We start from the raw sequence: 18,966 nt of genomic DNA, 5'->3' as shown, positions 1-18,966 counted from the left end.
CGCTCGCCCCAGTGAATTGCTCGACGCCGCCATCTCCGGCAATGCACGAAGGGCGGTGCGATTCTGGCTGCTCCGATCGAGAAGAAGCGCTATGCTTGGTAGGCTTCGGCATCAGGTCCTCCATTACTGTCCATCGTGAAAGAGACGACGCCAGAAACAAAGATAACATCGTCTTTGACACGCGACCGTCTATGTTAAATTGCACTAAGGTTCAGAGATACTCACCTCTTACTTGGAGTCAACTTTGCTGGTGGGAGGAGATAAACGCCACACGGCCCTATTCGCGAGCGGTCGGAAATGGTGTGATCGACCAGCTGATTAAGTCGATGCCACGCTGAAGTATCGCCTGGGTCTGAGTAAGGCTGGGTGAAGCGGCGATGACATGTCCGATCGGATCTCGGGAATCGCCCCTCCTAACGACCGGGGTTTTGGGTTCAACATAGAGTTTGACCTCGACGATACCTGGCACGGCGGCCGCCCGGCTGCCTCCATCGATCCAATCGAGGATGCCATCGCGGTCAGGAACTAAGGATCGGTAGACCACAGTCTGCGAATAGGTTGGACGCAAATCCCATTCCTCGCCGGTGACAAGCTTGGTGTGCTCAGTAATGAGATCGAGACCGCACCCCAGCTGGATGAGTTTAGGATCTCCGCCCGCCATACGCGGATTGACTTCGATAACCACCGGGCCAAGCTTCGTCCACCGCAGTTCAATGTTTGTCGGTCCCCAGCCGAGGCCGAGAGCTTGCAAACTTTTTCGCGAAACTTCGGCGATGTGTGTGTACTCGTCATCGGTTAGCAGAGCCGGAAAGATGCATTCATGAGCGACGAAATGTGGTGGCGGGCCGAACTCATAGGCGATAATTCCAATGACGTCATTTCCCATTAAATGAGCGACATAAAGGGGGCCTTGTGCGAATTCTTCGACCAGTATCCTTGGTGAAGACCGCCATATGTGCCTTCCGCCCAACAAATAGGTCGCATGTTCGGCTAGCTCATCGACGTTGCGGCACAATCGGACCCCTCTACTGCCTACGCCCACGGCCGGCTTAAGAATCACCGGTAGGCCAATCTCGGCGGCAAAGCTTTCTACCTCCGCCGCATTCGCTGCCAAGCGATAAGCAGGTATTGGAACGCCACCCTCCGCCAGCAGTTGACGTTGAGAGAATTTATCGCAGCATCGTTCAATTGATGTGGGGTTAGGTCCTGGTAGATCGAAATGCCGGCAAAGTTTGCCAACTGTTGCGTAAACCGCCTCCCAAGGCGATGTAATGCCAGCAATGTCATAAGTCTCACTCAGCCGAGAACATTCGGAGATCAGCGCATCGAGATCGTCTGTATCGACCCGGATCGCCTCAAGCCTTTCTGCCGTAAGATAGTCGTACTGAGCTGGATCAACCGACAGAGTAATCGGATGAAGGCCAAGGCGCTGGGCTGCTTGGACGTATGGCAGACCATTGCTCCTTCCATGACCTTCAACCAGGATTAGCGCTCTTTGTGCCATTGGCGACCTTTACCCTTCTTGCTGCGTGATGGTATGGGGATAAATACACATCAGCTTGCATCCGTGCCTAACTAGAACTTTGCACAGATATACCAGTGTCAGCGTTTTTCGGTTGCAAAGATTCTGTGAAGTTAGTTGAAGCGTCTGTTGCAACGACTTGATTACCAGGGGATGGACAGAGGCATTTCGACTATTCGCAGGTTGCGATGCGATCCGCTTCCGAACGTGGCTGAAGGAAGAGCAATAGTTACCGGTGCGGGCCGAACCTGTAACCAAGGAAGTCAAAGCGTTCCCTGCGGGCATTCTTCGCGAAGTCTTCGCCTCATTGAGCGTCAGTCCGAGCTCCGTCACCGAACGTGTCCACGCCAGCGGCTGAGGATGCACACGTCGGTTGTTTCCCCGTTCACGCGGCCTTTGCCGAAATTTAGGCGGGTCGGATCCGCATCATCAATCCGGCCAGTTACCCGACCGAAGATGGGCATTGCCGCCGGAACGACTGTATCGATCGCATCAGTGCTGCGGGGCCCCCAGCGCCCACCGCCGTCGCAAACAGCCAGAATGGCGAGTTCGATTCCATCGATCCGATGGCTCGACGGCTCAGTCCACCGGCAACGAACGGCCTAGCGATTTACGACACGCTGTTTGCGCTTGTTTCAGCAGCTCTGCTAGCCAGCGTGTGAGCGGGCGAATGTGGACGACGTATCCAGCCTTCTGCGCGGTAGCGAAAATAAGTAATCCTGCACCTGAGTCTTTTTCGCTGTGAGGCCGCCCCTTTCGTAGGCTTTATGACTGACAACAAATCGGGCGAACAGAAAATTGCGCTCAGGTTGGGAAGAATCTAGACGAAAAAGGCACACTAATGAACAACAACTTTACCTTGGCAGTCACTGGCCAGTCCCTGATTCATCACGACACGCGAAATGTCAGAAGCCCCGAGTTCGATCGCGTCAAGGCGATCCTGAAGGGCGCGGATCTCGCATTCACGAACTTCGAGGGGACGATATACGGTTCTCATTGTGGGTGGCCCACGAAAGGCTACTGGTTCGGATGCAGCAAACCGTTTGTTCTGGATGCGCTGGAGGAGATCGGCTTCAAAGCCCTCTCACTGTCCAACAATCATGCATTCGATTTGGGACCCTCGGGCATCCTCTCAACTTTGCAAGAGGTCGGCAAGAGGGGATTTCTGCATGCGGGCATTGGGCGGAACGCAAGCGAGGCGCTCCGACCTGGCAACGCTACTTTCGGCGAACGAGCCGTCGCGATGGTTGCCATGGATGGGGGGCCAGGGGAGGACTTGAGGTACGCGGCTGACGCCACGGACTACAGCCCAGAGCGACCTGGCATCAATCGCCTCCGAATTTCTCGCATTCTCGACATCGACGCCGAGGCATTTGACCGCCTTGAGGCGATACTTGACAAGGCTGGGTACTCCTCTTTGGACCTATACGAGCCGGAGGACCAGCCGCCGCTCGACCAAGGCGAACTGTGGATCGGGCTCGCTGCCTTTCGCAAATCGGACCGATTCAAGCGAACTGTCGAGATCGACAGAGAAGATCTCAAGCACAATCTCCGGGCCATCCAAACCGCCGCAGATGCTGGCAATCTAGTAATTGCCTATCTGCATCATCACCACTGGGCGGGCGATTGGCTACAGTCGCCCGACTGGATCAGCGCCGTCGCGCGGCAATGCATCGATGCAGGTGCGGCGATCTTCGTCAGCCATGGCGTTCCGGCACTCTTGCCCATCGAGATCTATCAGGGCCGGCCCATTTTCCATAGCCTCGGCAATTTCATATTCCATTCACGGTCGAACTTCTGGAAGGCAAACGAGGTTTGGGAAAGCGTCGTCGGCGTCTGTTCATTCGATCAGAACTGTCAGTTGACATCTCTGACCCTCCACCCGGTCATTTTAGGTGGCGAGGAAGGGCTGAAGGACGAAGTCCTGCAGCGCCGCCTGGTGCCGCATTTGGCCACGGGACCCGCCGCCGATCGCATCCTGGGGAAGGTTGCATCGGCGTCCATGGAATATGGTTCGCGCATCGAGGTCGTCGAAGGGCTTGGAAAGTTCGATCTGGCGTAGCAGCACTAAGCGCTGGCGATGACGACCTCACTTGCCGTTTGCTTGGGCGGATGGTCCGCTTGGGAACGCTTGACCATCTGATACCCTCTTGCCGGCAGTAGAGATCTGCTGTGCTCACCGTTTTGTCCACGTCTATAAAGGTTGGCCCTGTTCACGGATTTGCGATTCAAGATGGTGAACCCATGGTAGGCTCGGTGTGCCTGGGCGCAATCCTCCATCTTCGAACTGTTGCGGGCGTGCCGCTAAATTATCTGGTGGAGGCCGTTTGCCATCCTGCCTTGGCGGGATCGCCGCGTCGAACGGCACTCCAATTCGAGGTCAGCTCGGTGCCATAGCACCTAGGGAATGATGGAGCGGCGGCGGCCGAGAGCGGTGCGTGCAGCTTCTCGCTGCGGCGCGCACCAGCGGATAGAGAGACTTTGACCGTCTGCTTCAATTTCGTTCCGCTCTTAGGAAGTTGTCCGACACCGGCGCTCGGCGATTATGTCGATTTCCCGGGCGACACGCTCATGCTCGCGATCAATTCGATTTGATCGTCCGTAAAACGCTTTCTTCGCCCGACCATCCTTCAATAAAAGCCGGCTTCTAATCCCAGCCTGGTGGAATTACATATGGCAGGTCACCCATTGGGAAGGCTACAGATGCTTGAACTGTCGCAGCTGCGACGTCCCACGTCACGTCCACCAGAGAACAAGATCAGGCCGCGCAAATCCGAAAAAGCAATTCAGCACCAGGCGACGCTTTCCGTCGCCTGATTGACCGGTAACCCCGTGAACGAAGCCGCCATCGATTAGGGCGATATCCCCGGTTTTGAGCTCGAACTCGCGGCAAGGGACGGCTTCCAGATAGGCTGCCGAATAGGGATATCCAGTGGTCTCCACACCTTGCGATATCCGGTCCGCAACCGTCGGCTTGTGGCTCCAGAGCTTCAGATTGCCGCCTTCCTCAGGCATGCTGGGATAGAGGTTGAGCGCTGCGACCGTATTGTGCGCCACCGCAGAAAGCTCGTAATCATCGCCAGCACGTAAGACTTGAGCGACGTCGTCGTGGGGATCCAAGGAAAACGTGCCTGTGCCCGACCAACTGAGGCCGCGACAAACATTGGCCTGGCCGTGTTCGGAACGGGCTAGCCGCAATTCGATTCCCTGGTTGTGAAGCTCTCGCTTCAACGCCCCGAATACTGCTCGAACCGGGTCAACCAAATTCTTAAAAAGGGCATCGACGTACGGCCGCGCGTTTTCGGCATCTGTGAAATAGGTGGCTGCATCCTTCCTGTAGTGAGATGCGCCGACATATTGTCCGGGCACACCATCTTTACGCTCTCTGAGACCGGAGCTTCCAATAAAGTTCGTGGTGATCTCCTCGGCTACTTCGGTGCTGAAAGCTTGCTTGATGTGCAGAGCGGTGAGCTCACCTTTCAGGACCGAGATGATCTCCGCAGTGTTGATCGAGCCAATCCGTTCTCTGATCGAAACCGGGGAGATGGCTGGCACTTGAGATATCTGACTAGGCATTGTCTTGCTCCTGTAGTGCGTGATCAAGGATGGTGATGCCACGATCGAGTTCGGCATCGGTGATGGTTATCGGCGGAGGACTTTGATAACGTCGCGATTTGGCCCCGAGGATTCGATAAGAAGGCCATTTTCGAATGCGACATCGTGCACGCGGCCGACAACTGCCGGTGAACGGCATTTCAGGCCGGCCATCAGACCGCGGCCGCGCTTCTGTTCGATGTATCTTGGAAATTTCGCAACCAGGCGATCGAGGTGCGTTTGCAGCCTGACGGCTGTCCGCTCGACACCTGCAGTAAATTTCCTATCCGACCACATCTTGCACATGGCTCCTGCCGTCACGAAGGCGAAATTGTTGCCTCTGAAGGTCCCGCTATGTTCTCCGGGCTTCCATATGTCCAAGTCGGGTCGAATCAGAACGATGGACAGCGGACTACCTGAACCGCTTAGTGACTTGGAAAGACACACAATATCCGGTTCGATTTTCGCGGACTCGAATGAGAAGAAATCGCCAGTTCGGCCCGCACCCGCCTGAATATCGTCGACGATAAAAACAATGCCGTGAGTACGGCAAATGCGCTGAATTTCCGTGAGCCAAGCTGCGGATGCGGCGTTCATGCCGCCTTCGGCCTGGATGGTCTCCAGAATGATTGCGGCAGGCTTTTCTATGCCGCTCCCCGGGTCGCTCAAAACGCTGTCGATGTAACTGGCGGAATCGAAAGCTTGGCTCGGATAGCCGTCATAGGGAACACGGATCACATCGTGGCGAGCAACGCCTCCCAGTTCCCTGGTTGAGGCCGAGCCCGACACCGCTAGAGAGCCGAGCGACATACCGTGGAACGCATTCGTAAAGGCCATGACGCTCGAGCGGCCGGTGTATTTTCGCGCCAGCGCCAGAGCCGCTTCGTTGGCGTTCGTGCCGGTCGGCCCAGGAAACTGAATCTTGTATGAAAGGCCTCTGGGTTTCAGGATCCAATCGACGAACCCTTCAATGAAGTCACGCTTTGCCGCCGTATGCATATCAAGCGACAGAAGAATGTTCTCACCGACGAGATATTCAATCGCCGGCGCCATGATATCCGGATTGTTGTGCCCGTAATTGAGCGCCCCGGACCCAACGAGGAAGTCGATGTATGCGTTACCGGTCTCGTCCCAGATGGTGGCCCCAAGTGCCCTCGCAAAGACGGCGGGAAACGACCGACCGTAGCGACGAACGTTGGACTCATGGGCCGTGAAAGGGTCGGTGTTCATATTGAGTCCTCTGCACTTGGGTCGTTCAAAGAAGAGAGCGATTAATCGCTGGTTGCTCGCGGTAGATGTTCGTCATCTAACATTGAGAGCAGAATGCCGGAGGCAGCCTTGGTTAGTCTGGTGATGCCGGCATCCTCATCAAATATTGTTGGGTTGCGTTGCCCTCCATTCGGATGCTTTCGGAGAATGTGCTGCAACAGGATGGCTTCTAAAGCTTCCGCGAAAGCATCGCTACTATGGCATCAGGTAGTTGACGTACCACCCATCGCTGCCCATAGCGCCTCCGGACAAATGTCCAAGGAGATCAGCAGGGTCGCGTCGCCAGAGGTTGTGTCGCTCGGCGGTAGCGAAGCCGCTCGCGAGCGCGCTCCTCAATAGCGCCGTAGCGAGCGAGCGGCTTCGCGGCGGTCATCAATATTCGCCGTTCAACCTCGGTCTGCGGACACCAACCTGATTCAAGAAACTATTTGATGACCGATGACACAGCGAAAGCCACGCTCTCTTTGAGAAGAATGCGGATTCCGATCTCTTGCGCGATGTCTGGCCCGAGCCGCCGGATCAAGAGGGCGGGGCCGCCGTGGACCCCCTTGACGGAAAGCCCGTTCGTAGGCCAGGCGGAAGCAACCGGGAGACGCGCTGGCGAAGGGCCGCATCGGTTTCGAGAACGTCCACTACCGCGACGGCAACCATCCCCGGCCGCAGCTGGGCTGCTGCCTTCAGGCGAGTCGAAAAGGAGATCGTCCGGGAGGGTGAAGGTTTGACGAGGTGAGCCGTGAGTAAGCAATCAAGCTCTGATCGGGATCGACTAACACTGTTTCCATCCGACCGATGGTTGACCTGTGATCGGCGTTACCTCAAGCTAGGCAGGCCGACAAGCTCGGTTGGAAGGCGAAGACCTTTCGATGAGCTCGTCTCCGAAATGCTCGAGACCCACTGCCGCGCCTACAGGAACATACTGGCGTAACGTGAAAACACGATGGCGTCGCGGGCAGGTGCATCTGTCGTGGGGCCATCCGCACTGCCAGGCACGCCCTCTCGGCCGGCATGCACTCAGGTCCGGTCGTTTGGGTCGGCGAATTCACACATCCTGCAAAGCAGAAAACCATCTGCTCCATTCATGCGGTCGACGATTTCGCGAAAAACTGGCTTTTCAAACAGAGCGGAGTAACCCTCATATAGAAGGTTGCCCAATACGTGACGCCGTTCAAAATCCATAGAGCACAGGGTAACGTCGCCGTTTGGAAGAAGAACATTCCGATACTGTCGTGCGTCCACGCAGGTTAGGGCTCCGACCACTGGCTGACGTGGTGCAACGATCTTAGGGTCGACGCTTCCACCCCTACTGCTCACCGGCCGCGCTTTTATCAGGGCTTCGGTAGGAATAATGTCGGCTATATCTGGGTGGGGCTCGCCCAAGGCCACGAATCGGATCAAGGGGATGTCCGCGTCGACGAGTTGACGAACCAGATCGCGATACTTGTCTCCGACCAGGCGGCTGTTCATGTAGGTGCCGTCATCGAAAACATGGACCACGAATACGCCCAAGCGCAAGGCTTGCAATCGCTGCAGGTCCTGCCCGTTCATTCCCACCAGCGTCGTAAAAATCCTGATGCCATGGCCTTTGGCGAAGGCGTGCTCCACCATTTCGGTACAGTCCGGATTGAGCCAAGGTTCGGAGTATCCCGCAAAACCAATGTCGACGGAAGTCGGTACGCGGGCCAGACACCGCTTGAAATCTTCAAGATCCAGATGACTCGCATGAGACACTTTTCTTTGCCGGACCGCGAACTTGTCCTGGGGACAATATGAACATCCTACGACGCATCCCGTGGTCGTCGTTATCTCCAAAACCCTGCCGGCTGTGTTTGCTGAGCGAAGTTCCGGTAAAATCACTGGTGATTACTCCCATCTACTTCCTGCGAAGCGCCACGATGGTGTGCGTGTGCCTTTGGCTTTCTGATACCGCCTGCTGATCTACCGAGGCAACGCAGACATCTACCCTTTTTGGCAGCCTAAGCCGCCCGGTTCACCGACTTGCCGGGCCGACCTTCACAAACTTCCAGCGCGTCGGACCAGAGACAGCATTGCATCTTTCGAGGCATCACTCGCTCCGGAGATGTAGCCTCAACCGTTGGTCGCTGGCCCGTCGCCGAGATGCGCGCGCAGCACCCTCGAACCCGCCGGAGAGAAGCTTTCTGGATGCCGTCGATCATCCTTCATCGAGCGAGTTCCGTGTTCTCATGCGGGTCAGCCCTCACACTATATTGCCGCACATCGACCAGCAAAGGCCGAGCTAGTGCGCCTGGCGCGCAGTTACTGCGAGATAGGCTTCGAAAAGCCCGACAGAGCTAAGACGCTCCGCTGTATTGAACCCGACATGTTTTCTGACAGCTGTCAGATTTTGGACACACATCACTCATCGTCAGTCGCTTAATACGGATGGTAATTTCTTCCAGGAATCGGTGACATTGAACACCACCCTGTCATGACCGCCCAATCTCAGCGAAGCGAACTCAGCATCGCCACCAGGACCAAGCCTGAAGATAAATCCGCCATAGCAGCGTCAACGACATTTTGCTTTCGAAGCCGATGGATTGCACGAGGTGATTCGCGCCGTGATGCAGGAGGTGCTCGAGGCCGAGATGGACGAGGCGCTGGGTGCTTCGAAGAGCGAGCGCACGCCGGAGCGTCTCGGCTATCACGCGCGCTACTACGGGCGGAGAACTAGCTGCGCACCTACGGCGGTTCGATAATCCCAAGGTTCAAAGCTTTTACAACAGCTACCGTTCTGCTGGTCGCATCCAACTTCCGCATTACATTTTTTAAATGGAAATCTATCGTATTTCGTGATCTGCCTAAAATAGTTCCTATTTCCCAAGATGATTTTCCTTGTGACACCAAATCAATGCACTCTATTTCTCTCGGAGACAGGTTATGAGCTCGTTCCGACGCAGTCGTAGTGTCGAACTTCGTAACCATCCGATGAAACCGCAGCGCGGCCATTTGCAGGTAGGTGATCGCTCTATTCTGCAATTCGCAGTCCGAGGATTGAGCAAAACTCACAAACCTAAAGCTGCCACCAGGGCCATGTAATGGGACGGTAACGCCTGACCTCAAGCCGAATGTTGCTGCTTCGTCCAAGACGCGGCGTCCATCTTCAGTTATGTTTTCATCAGTATACACCTCGCTCCATCGAAAGGGTCCCGCCTCCTTTCGACCTTTCTTGATGAGGGGGTCTATTTTGGCATAGCCCATTCTCGAGTAGCGCTCCTGCCATTCAGCAGGATAATTCCACATCACCACAGAACCCTCTCGGTTCGGCTTGAAAGCCCTCTCTGATGCGAGCGGCCCATAGGCAATCCACGGGCAATCGAAATTCAGCGCAAACGCAGACAACAGTTCGAACAACTGTTCGGATTGAGCGACATCATCAGTCATCTTGAGGAATAGGTCTAACTCCACCGCAATCCGCCGGAGTTCCATGATGTCTCCTTCATTGCGTTCTCATTGGTGCACAGTTTGCTCCAACCCAGCCTCGCAACATCCGAAGTCAACGGGACTCGAGCCGGAGTTCCTTCCGCCACCTGGAGTACCCTCAAGAGTCGTGCCAGCTTGCGAGCGAAGCTTCTCCTTCAGGTCGTCAATCGACGGGGGAGGTACCCAGGAGGCGAACCGACAGCACTGTGTCGGGGAGCGCACAATCCGACAGTCGAGCATTCGATTGACGGAATATGGGCAGGAAAGTATTCGCGGCGCGCTTTTGAAATCAGCACCTAAGTGCCGGGCCTGAGAAAGCTGCATTGCAACTGTACTTATTTGATCGAGGCAAGAACAAGCTCAAAATTCAATCGATACATCGACCTTCTTTTCCAATCTCCCGAGTTGAGCAGCCGTAGCAATCGTATTCGACTGGATGGCGGCTGACTTTCTCCAGGCTCGGTAACCTGCTGAATTTGTCCTTCGGATGTTCCCGCTCAGTTGGCACGACTTTTGAACTCACCGTCGTGAGGCGGCAAGAGCTGCCCGCCAAAATTGATGCTGTTATGGGGGAGGTCGAAATTCCAGTTTTGTCTTTTATCGTCTTTGGGACCGAGCGTGTTGATGCGCCCGCTTGGAAACTATGAGACGTTTCCCCGTCCATGGGCGCGGCGCCACTTGTCGCGACGTTTTCGCCTTCACTGTTCGCCTCTGGAACAGGCAGCCGGCCCGGCTCGCGATCATCATGACCGCGATGCTCGCCTCCACGCTGGCTGACGTGTTGATGCCGCTCTATTCTGGCCGACTCATCGACGCTGTTTCTCGTGCTGCTAATGCGGCAGCACCAGCTTCGGATTCAGCTGTTGCAGCATTCTCTGTACCGATTGCATTGGCACTCGGTGGCATTGCCATGCGCCACGTCGCCTTCATTGGCCTGAGCGACCTGGTGTTGAAAATGATTTCCGACGTCGCGACCGAAGCGTTCCATCATGTGCAGCGCTTTTCGACAGACTGGCATGCAAACAGCTTCGCCGGCTCGACAGTGCGCAAGATAACGCGCGGCATGTGGGCGCTCGACCTCCTCAACAGCACGATACTCGTCACGCTGCTCCCGTCGTTTGTCATCTTGATCGGCTCGACGGTGCTGCTCGGCTGGCACTGGCCGGTCATGGGCGTGATCTTTGCTTGCGGCTCTCTCGTCTACCTTGCGTTTTCGATTTCGCTGTCGCTCGGCTATGTCGCGCCAGCGGCGAGCCTTGCCAACCGATGGGACACAAGGCTCAGCGGCGCGCTTGCGGACGCGGTCAGTTGCAACGCTGTGGTCAAGGGCTTCGGCGCAGAGGTTCGCGAAGACGAGCGGCTTGCAAATATCATGACGAAATGGCGGCACCGCGCGCGCCGGAGCTGGGTGCGCGGAACGATCATCGGCTCAACCCAAGGCGTAACTTTGGTTGCGCTCAGGGTGGCGGTGGTCGGATATGCCCTGCTTCTGTGGTCGCATGGACAGGCAACGCCGGGCGAGATAGCATATGTTCTCACGTCCTTCATCGTCCTGCAGGGCTATCTGCGTGATGCCGGCATGCATGTCCGCAACGTGCAGCACTCGGTTAATGATATGGAAGAACTGGTGGCCATCCACAATCAGCAGGTGGATGTTGCCGATCGTCCAGAGGCCAAGCCGATCCGGATCACGAACGGCCGTATCGATTTCGAGAACGTCCACTTCCGCTACGCCAACCATCCCCTGCCGCTCTATAGCGAATGTTCGCTGTCGATTGAAGCTGGCGAAAGGGTTGGGTTGGTTGGACCCTCCGGTTCCGGCAAGACAACATTCGTGAAGCTGATCCAGAGACTCTACGACCTGAGCGGCGGCCGGATCCTGATAGACGGTCAGGACGTCTCGGAGGTGACCCAAGAGTCCCTTCGTTCGCAGATCGCGATCGTGCAGCAGGAGCCGATCCTGTTTCACAGGTCGCTTGCCGAGAACATCGCCTATGGCCGGCCTGGCGCGAGCCAGGCCGAGATCGAGCAAGCGGCACGACTGGCAAGTGCCCACGAATTCATCGCGCCCCTGCCGAAGGGCTATGGGACATTGGTCGGCGAAAGGGGTTTGAAGCTCTCCGGCGGCGAGCGCCAGCGCGTGGCGATCGCGCGCGCCTTCCTCGCGAACGCGCCGATCCTTATTCTGGACGAGGCCACATCGAGCCTCGATTCGGAATCCGAGGTGCTCATTCAACAAGCGGTGGATCGGTTGATGGTGGGCCGAACCACACTCGTCATCGCACACCGGCTGTCGACGGTCCGCTCGCTCGATCGGCTGCTCGTCTTCGACCGTGGCCGCATCATGGAGGACGGCGATCATGCCGCCCTGATCAATCACGATGGTGGCATTTACCGCCGCCTCTTCGAACGGCAGGCGTTGGAACTCGCGAAGGGCCTGGCCTGATCGCTAAACCGGCTTGCGCGATGCGCCGAGCCGTTGCCGGAGAGGGGTGTGGCAGTGACGAGCGGCGGGCGTTAGGCCGGCAAAACCAGCACGGCCGGAACTGTCCGCCAAACGGGCGAGCGGGAATGCACCACGTCTAAGCTTCGGCGAATGCGCGCAGTTACACGCGGGCACCGAATTGTCGCGCCTAACGGCGCACGCACCAAAAGGGCGGGAATGTCGACGGCCCGGGAAGAGTGCGGCCCTCGCCGTTACCCACATTTCGCCAAAGGAAGCGAAGTCAACGCACATTGAGAGGGCGGTGCTTCCCGGCCGGCTGGGATCCCTGTCGCTGGCCCAACCTACCGCACGCCGGCCACGTCAACGGTTCAAAGTCCCTTCGGTTCGCAAAGTCGTCCCCTTGGAGACCCGGAAGCGCAGGAGCTCCGACCGCAGTCTTCGCTCAACTCTGGCCATCTGCTCCGGGATTGGATTCCGTTCCCTTGCTAGCACAGTGGCAGCTGAGCACGAACTCGCCGGCCCCGTGTCTTTCGATTACGGCCAACGGGCTTAGGAAGAGATTGGATTCGCCGGCCCTCTGCGGAGCGAATGAACAGTTCTACAGATCATCGACGTCCGCGAAAAAGAGCACGCAGCCGAAGTAGCCGGCCTGAAGCAGCAGCGAACAGGCCAGCGTCGTGACGACTGCCACACGGAGCGAATCCAAAGCGAAGTAAACCATCGACGCATTGCTGCACAGGACCAGCCCCACGAGCCGACAAAAAGATGAAGTGCAACGCCGTTCTCCTGGTTTTCGCCAGATCATGTTGCGAGCTCGTCGGCCGCAACATGCGTCTGGCAGTTCTTGGGGCAGACGCGGCCGCAGGCTCCGCAGCCGATGCAGCGGCCGGCATCATCGACAACCATGATCATGCGATTGAGCTTGCCGTCGAAATCGTCGTCCTCGTCATCGCAGGGGCCGAGGATTTCACCCGCATCATCAACGCCGTGAAGATGCATGACATCGCGCGAGCAGACCTTGAAACAACGGCAGCAGCCGATGCAGGTCTTGCTATCGATGGAGGTCAGGTACGACGGCATCCAAATGGAGCCGTCACGGGTGGTGAATGTGCGCATCATCCTAAATTCTTCATTGAAGCGAGTTCTCTCTTGGCAACATCCAACTCGGCATAAACGGCTTGGGTTTTCTCGGCGACTTCCTGTATGTCGGCCCACTTGCCCGGCAGACCCTCGACAAGGTCCTGCAATGCCATCTTGGCAATAGCTGCACGCAACTGGAGCTTTCGGACTTTCTTCCTCATCTTATCTAGGTCTGACATAGATCCTTCCTGGAACAATGGTTTTGTTGATGCGCTCCATCTCGGGCTAGGCTTCAATGGCTGCAGTCGCATCGTCGACCAGTTTCGTACCGGCCTCAGCAAGTTTGCGGAAAGTCTCGAAGCCGAACCGGTGGACGTCTCGACAGAACGCCCAACCGCTGGAAGCCCGCAGGGGCTTCATTCCAATTATTGGCGACGTCGACACGCCGGAGCGCTCCTCGATCGCAAGCGCTACGGCGGTGTAAACATGTCGAGCCTCCACAGCGCGTCAGGATCGGGATCGCCGCCAAAGGGTACCGCACGTTGCTGTTGCTTGGTGATGATGAACTCGGCCAGCAGCTCGGCATCCGAATGGCCTTCCCATAAGCCGAAGGAATCCTGAGTACGAATGAGCCGCAGGAGGCATTTGACGAACGGGGAAGCAAGGGCCTCGTCGTCATTGTTGACAGCAGGGCCAACCGGAGGAATTTCGTTGTTCGTCATTTCAGTCTTCGTCTTCGAGGTACGATTTCCTTTTCCTGCGATGCCCACTCCGGGTCCGCTTGCGTGGCCGACGAATGGCTTGGGCGGGCCAACCCCAAGAGTGCCCCGTGGCCGACCTCGACATGTCCACGAGTGCGAGACCTGCGGCGCGAATTCGCGGCGCACATCGTCTGCGCCGCGATCCGACCGGTGGTCAACGCAATTGAAATCCAACCTTCCGCAAGCCGCCGCCCTGCTGCATCGACATACTTGCTGCGAAGAGAGCTTCGATGGGCGGATTGGCCAGTGTTCAATTCCAATTGTCAGTCCCTTCGCGATTCTTGCTCAGGAAGTGACTTCGTTTTGAGTTTCGGGTGCCTTCTTTTGCGGAGCCACACAAAGATCCGCGTGACAGGCAGGCTCACCCGTGTAGTTGGCCAGTGCTTCGAGCAATGGGGTAAGATAGTACTGTTTGGTGTGGTCCGGAATTGGCCCCAGCCGGTCCACCGATTTCAGTGCCACCTCGATCAACTCGATTGCGCGATCTTTGTTGCCGCTCTCGTAATAATACTGAGCTACCGGGAGGTACCGGAGGTATTTAAACGGGCCATCGCCGTTCGGGGGATTGAGTGCCAGTATCTGTTCCGAGAGCTCGTTGCCCATCGCAAAGCGCTCCGCGCGCGGAAGATGGGAATTGTCCATCGTGGGATCGAAGAGTTGGTTGAGGGCCAAGGCCATCCACGACACCGCGTCGGACGTTTTGTCGATCGCGTCCTCGACCAATTCTCGCATGACCGGCATGCCGGTCTTGATGTCGCGCAGCTTGTGAAGCAGAAGATCCGCATGAATCTGCCGGAACTCACAAGAGTCTGGCATCAAGGCGAGGCCTTCTTCGATGGCCAAGAGCGCCGCCGTCCAATCCTCGGCCTGCATCGCCGGCTCAAGTTTGGCGTATATCGGCCCGGTAAGCGACATTTCGCGCGCTGCAAGTTGGTTATGCGCGATGCGCTTTGCATCGGCGGCTTTCGCTTCATAGCTGCTGCGCCAGCTGCCGTTAAGGACTTTCGGCAAAACGTCATCGAGTTCCGCCGGGTGGCCGATAAAAGCGATGTGGCCGTCGCGGTCGACCACGAACGAGGTGGGAATCCCAATCGAAGAGCTGGGATCCATCCAGAGCTTGTTCATTTCGCCAATGTAATCGAACCCGATACGATAATTCAGATTCGGGAACTCCTCGGTCAGCCAGGCATCCACGTTGGTCCGCGCCTCGTCTGCGGTAGGACCCTGTTCGCAGGCGGCAACTCCGACCGCCTCAAATCCGCTGCCTTCATATTTCTCCTGCAGTTCGATCAAATGGGGCATGGCGTCGACACATGGTCCGCACCAAGTCGCCCAAAACTCAACGAGGTAGACCTTGCCGGGCCGAAAGTTCGTGAGGGGCTCGCCACGCAGCCAGTTCTCCACTTTGATCGCAGGAGCCGGGGACCCCATACGCAGTTCCATCTTGGTGTCCAAAGTCATTCCACACCTTTCGTCTCTTTTGTCGCGGAATATTTTCCAGTCAAAATCGGACACGGTCTCGAGGGCATCGCTCCCTCTGGCTTGCTTCAGCGAAGCTCTCACCGTGTTGCCGCACATCAAGCTGCAACGGAGGTGCCAATTCCCTCAGCTCCGGTAAGCGGCGGGAAATGCTTTGAAATTCTCCACGAGGCCAAATGCGGCCGATTGTCGTGAACCCGACATGTCTTCTGCCGCTGTCGGGTTTCGCCCTATCACTCTTGAGAGCTTGGACGGCTCGCCTGTGATTAGACTGGCCTCGGTCCTCGAGCAGTGGCAGTTTGGCGCCAGTTCGAAAGCCCGAACTCGCCGGCTTGGTCCTCGTGCCGCCACCGCCGCGTGTGGATTCTTGCCCCGGAGTCAAAATTCGCCTCGCGGTTGCCAACGGCGGCATGCGCTCAATGCGCGTGGCGTTGAGCACCGACAGCACGTAATGGTACCAATTAGTGGATGCCCGTCGCTGCCTCCACTTCTCCAGCCAAGCGCTCGAACGACGCTACCTACCCACGTTCGAGCGCGACCGCGGAATCGCAGACTGCCGAACGTCAGCCGTTGCGAAAGGTGTAGCCGTACCCGTTGATCGCCGGTGCGCCGCCTAGATGTGCGTAGAGGACCCTCGATCCCTGTGGAAAGAAGCCCCTCTGGACGAGGTCGATCATCCCTTGCATCGATTTGCCCTCGTAAACGGGGTCCGTAATCATGCCCTCGAGCCGCGCGCACAAACGGATTGCCTCTTTGGTTTCCTCCGATGGAACGCCATAACCCGGGTACGCGTAGTCCATGAACAACACCACGTCTGCCTCGACAATTTCCGCTCCGAGGTGGACGAGCTTCGCTGTATTTTGGGCGATGCCAAGCACCTGCGCCTTGGTCTTGGCGGGCATGGCGGAGGCATCGATACCGATCACGTTGCGCTGTCGACCATCCTTGGCGAACCCGACGAGCATGCCGCCGTGGGTTGAACCAGTCACCGTACAGACGACGATATAGTCGAAGGCAAACCCAAGCTGCTCTTCCTGGGCACGCACCTCCTCAGCGAACCCCACATAGCCCAGGCCGCCGTATTTGTGGACAGAGGCGCCGGCAGGTATCGCATATGGCCTGCCGCCCCTTGCCTTGACTTCATAAAGTGCCTTTTCCCAGCTGCGGCGGATGCCGATGTCAAAGCCCTCGTCAACCAGGCGCACCTCTGCCCCCATGATGCGGCTCAAGAGGATATTGCCGACCCGGTCGTAGACAGCATCATCATGTGGGACCCAGCTCTCCTGGACCAGGAGGCATTTCATGCCGATCTTGGCGGCGACCGCAGCGACCATGCGCGTATGGTTGGACTGCACGCCACCGATTGTGACGAGCGTATCGGCATCTGACGCGATCGCGTCGGGCACAATGTATTCGAGCTTGCGCAGCTTGTTTCCGCCGAACGCGAGACCGGAGTTGCAGTCCTCGCGTTTGACGTAGATTTCCACCTTGTCGCCCAGATGCTTGCCGAGGCGGTCGAGCCTCTCGATCGGCGTGGGTCCAAAGGTGAGCGGATAACGTTCGAATTTTTCCAGCATGCTATCTCCAGCAAAAAAGTACCTGAACCTGCTACGCACCGGTCAGCCCAGGGGTATGGTCGCGTGTTAGCCGAACACAGATTCCCTATACGATCAGCTCAGTCATCAGAGGGTGACCAAAATTGGTGTGGGTCTGAGCACTGATCCTGTCATCCGCGCATCAAAGCAGCAGCACATGCTGGGCATTCGACCAAGCCGGGACACAGCTGAAAATTGCATTCCGCAGTTGATCAGAGTCAGACGACTGGTACCCGAGCTTTCCTGTAACCATCGGCATGCTGGCCCCTGTGGCGAGTTCCACGAGCGCGGCTAGAGGACTGCCAGATCAGAAAGAGCACGCGGCCGAAGTAGCCGGCCTGAAGCAGCAGCGAACAGGCCAGCGTCGTGACGACTGCCACACGGAGCGAATCCAAAGCGAAGTAAACCATCGACGCATTGCTGCACAGGACCAGCCCCACGAGCCGACAAAAAGATGAAGTGCACGCCGCTCCCCTGGTTTTCGCCAGATCATGTTGCGAGCTCGTCGGCCGCAACATGCGTCTGGCAGTTCTTGGGGCAGACGCGGCCGCAGGCTCCGCAGCCTATGCAGCGGCCGGCATCATCGACAACCATGATCATGCGATTGAGCTTGCCGTCGAAATCGTCGTCCTCGTCATCGCAGGGGCGAGGATTTCACCCGCATCATCAACGCCGTGAAGATGCATGACATCGCGCGAGCAGACCTTGAAACAACGGCAGCAGCCGATGCAGATTTGCTATCGATGGAGGTCAGGTACGGCGGCATCCAAATGGAGCCGTCACGGGTGGTGAATGTGCGCATCATCCTAAATTCTTCATTGAAGCGAGTTCTCTCTTGGCAACATCCAACTCGGCATAAACGGCTTGGGTTTTCTCGGCGACTTCCTGTATGTCGGCCCACTTGCCCGGCAGACCCTCGACGAGGTCCTGCAATGCCATCTTGGCAATAGCTGCACGCAACTGGAGCTTTCAGACTTTTTTCCTCATCCTATCTAGGTCTGACATAGATCCTTCCTGGAACAATGGTTTCTTGATGCGCTCCATCTCGGGCTAGGCTTCAATGGCTGCAGTCGCATCGTCGACCAGTTTCGTACCGGCCTCAGCAAGTTTGCGGAAAGTCTCGAAGCCGAACCGGTGGACGTCTCGACAGAACGCCCAACCGCCGGAAGCCCCCACGGGTTTCATTTCTATTGTCGGCGACGTCGACACGCCGGAGCGCTCCTCGATCGCAAGCGCTACGGCGGTGTAAAACATGTCGAGCCTCCACAGCGCGTCAGGATCGGGATCGCCGCCAAAGGGTACCGCACGTTGCTGTTGCTTGGTGATGATGAACTCGGCCAGCAGCTCGGCATCCGAATGGCCTTCCCATAAGCCGAAGGAATCCTGAGTACGAATGAGCCGCAGGAGGCATTTGACGAACGGGGAAGCAAGGGCCTCGTCGTCCCCGTGGACAGCAGGGCCAACCGGTTCATGAGGAATTTCGCTTTTCCCCAATTTCAGTACTCCTCTTGAAGGACGATCTCTTTTTCTGCGATGTGTGGTTCGGGCGCTTGCGTGGGCGGGGAATGGCTTGGGCGAGCCGATCCCACGCAACAGTGTCCCGTGGCCGACCTCGAGCACGTCCACCAATGCGAGACCTTTCACCGCGGCGCGAACGCCTGCGCGGCGGTTCGACCCGAGGTAAACGCAATGGAAATTCCACCTGCCGCAAGCCGCGCACTTTTGCGGCATCGACGTTTGCTGCGAAGTGCGCCTGGGCGGGCGGATTTGCCGGTGTTCAAT

Annotated in this window: 14 protein-coding genes and 4 pseudogenes; 3 read left to right on the top strand and 15 right to left on the bottom strand. The window is 57.3% G+C overall.

The window, feature by feature from the left end; translation table 11 throughout:
- Positions 1-277: 277 nt before the first annotated feature.
- Positions 278-1,504: an ATP-grasp domain-containing protein gene (locus RPF88_RS25260; RefSeq protein ID WP_127399730.1), complete on the bottom strand. Its 1,227-nt coding sequence runs from the start codon at positions 1,502-1,504 to the stop codon at positions 278-280.
- A gap of 859 nt (positions 1,505-2,363) precedes the next feature.
- On the opposite strand from RPF88_RS25260, the gene RPF88_RS25255 reads away from it, so the two are divergent.
- Positions 2,364-3,584, top strand: a complete 1,221-nt coding sequence (locus tag RPF88_RS25255; protein ID WP_127399729.1) for a CapA family protein — start codon at positions 2,364-2,366, stop codon at positions 3,582-3,584.
- Positions 3,585-4,258: 674 nt separating this feature from the next.
- On the opposite strand, the gene RPF88_RS25250 is transcribed toward RPF88_RS25255, so the two are convergent.
- The 3 genes and pseudogenes from RPF88_RS25250 to RPF88_RS25240 all read right to left on the bottom strand — a co-directional run bounded on the left by RPF88_RS25250 (position 4,259) and on the right by RPF88_RS25240 (position 8,113).
- Positions 4,259-5,098 (bottom strand): 2OG-Fe(II)-dependent halogenase WelO5 family protein, encoded by an 840-nt coding sequence (locus RPF88_RS25250; protein WP_127399728.1) that lies wholly within the window; start codon positions 5,096-5,098, stop codon positions 4,259-4,261.
- A pseudogene (gene ectB / locus RPF88_RS25245) lies at positions 5,091-6,346 on the bottom strand (diaminobutyrate--2-oxoglutarate transaminase). Before ectB ends, RPF88_RS25250 begins: the two are co-directional and overlap by 8 nt.
- A 1,050-nt stretch (positions 6,347-7,396) precedes the next feature.
- The gene (locus tag RPF88_RS25240; protein WP_224571099.1) at positions 7,397-8,113 is read right to left on the bottom strand and encodes a radical SAM/SPASM domain-containing protein; all 717 of its coding nucleotides are present in this window, start codon (positions 8,111-8,113) and stop codon (positions 7,397-7,399) included.
- Positions 8,114-8,831: 718 nt separating this feature from the next.
- Between RPF88_RS25240 and RPF88_RS25235 the strand changes: the two are divergent.
- Positions 8,832-9,066 (top strand): annotated as a pseudogene (locus RPF88_RS25235) (transposase); the annotation flags it as partial.
- Between the two features lie 16 nt (positions 9,067-9,082).
- Here the strand turns inward: RPF88_RS25235 and RPF88_RS25230 are convergent.
- On the bottom strand, positions 9,083-9,829 hold the full coding sequence (locus RPF88_RS25230; RefSeq protein WP_126097332.1) for a LuxR family transcriptional regulator: 747 nt from the start codon (positions 9,827-9,829) through the stop codon (positions 9,083-9,085).
- 637 nt (positions 9,830-10,466) lie between these two features.
- Here RPF88_RS25230 and RPF88_RS25225 point away from each other — a divergent pair.
- The gene (locus RPF88_RS25225) at positions 10,467-12,269 is read left to right on the top strand and encodes an ABC transporter ATP-binding protein (RefSeq protein ID WP_135921821.1); all 1,803 of its coding nucleotides are present in this window, start codon (positions 10,467-10,469) and stop codon (positions 12,267-12,269) included.
- A gap of 598 nt (positions 12,270-12,867) precedes the next feature.
- Here the strand turns inward: RPF88_RS25225 and RPF88_RS25220 are convergent.
- From RPF88_RS25220 to RPF88_RS25175, 10 genes and pseudogenes are all read right to left on the bottom strand, one after another.
- A complete protein-coding gene (locus RPF88_RS25220; RefSeq protein ID WP_095489408.1) occupies positions 12,868-13,074 on the bottom strand; it encodes an exopolysaccharide production repressor protein in 207 nt (68 codons plus the stop codon).
- Entirely contained in the window at positions 13,071-13,388 is a 318-nt protein-coding gene (gene fdxB, locus RPF88_RS25215; RefSeq protein ID WP_174800308.1) for a ferredoxin III, nif-specific, read from the bottom strand. The genes RPF88_RS25220 and fdxB (RPF88_RS25215) overlap by 4 nt, the downstream gene beginning before the upstream one ends.
- Positions 13,385-13,588, bottom strand: coding sequence for a CCE_0567 family metalloprotein (locus RPF88_RS25210; RefSeq protein WP_063169367.1), 204 nt, complete (start codon positions 13,586-13,588; stop codon positions 13,385-13,387). The genes fdxB (RPF88_RS25215) and RPF88_RS25210 overlap by 4 nt, the downstream gene beginning before the upstream one ends.
- Before the next feature lie 46 nt (positions 13,589-13,634).
- Positions 13,635-14,071: pseudogene (locus tag RPF88_RS25205) on the bottom strand (DUF269 domain-containing protein).
- A gap of 324 nt (positions 14,072-14,395) precedes the next feature.
- The gene (locus tag RPF88_RS25200) at positions 14,396-15,553 is read right to left on the bottom strand and encodes a TlpA disulfide reductase family protein (protein ID WP_063170386.1); all 1,158 of its coding nucleotides are present in this window, start codon (positions 15,551-15,553) and stop codon (positions 14,396-14,398) included.
- Between the two features lie 599 nt (positions 15,554-16,152).
- Positions 16,153-17,166: a 1-aminocyclopropane-1-carboxylate deaminase gene (locus RPF88_RS25195; RefSeq protein WP_024505903.1), complete on the bottom strand. Its 1,014-nt coding sequence runs from the start codon at positions 17,164-17,166 to the stop codon at positions 16,153-16,155.
- A gap of 236 nt (positions 17,167-17,402) precedes the next feature.
- Positions 17,403-17,594, bottom strand: coding sequence for an exopolysaccharide production repressor protein (locus RPF88_RS25190; RefSeq protein ID WP_127230899.1), 192 nt, complete (start codon positions 17,592-17,594; stop codon positions 17,403-17,405).
- Positions 17,595-17,673: 79 nt separating this feature from the next.
- Positions 17,674-17,989 (bottom strand): annotated as a pseudogene (fdxB, locus tag RPF88_RS25185) (ferredoxin III, nif-specific).
- Positions 17,986-18,144, bottom strand: coding sequence for a CCE_0567 family metalloprotein (locus tag RPF88_RS25180; protein ID WP_224571204.1), 159 nt, complete (start codon positions 18,142-18,144; stop codon positions 17,986-17,988). The pseudogene fdxB (RPF88_RS25185) and the gene RPF88_RS25180 overlap by 4 nt, the downstream one beginning before the upstream one ends.
- Before the next feature lie 90 nt (positions 18,145-18,234).
- The gene (locus tag RPF88_RS25175) at positions 18,235-18,678 is read right to left on the bottom strand and encodes a DUF269 domain-containing protein (RefSeq protein WP_224571203.1); all 444 of its coding nucleotides are present in this window, start codon (positions 18,676-18,678) and stop codon (positions 18,235-18,237) included.
- Positions 18,679-18,966: the final 288 nt, after the last annotated feature.

The organism is Mesorhizobium sp. ISC11 (assembly GCF_037162595.1).
GTDB lineage: Bacteria > Pseudomonadota > Alphaproteobacteria > Rhizobiales > Rhizobiaceae > Mesorhizobium > Mesorhizobium ciceri.
This window is presented reverse-complemented; position numbering and strand designations above follow the sequence as displayed.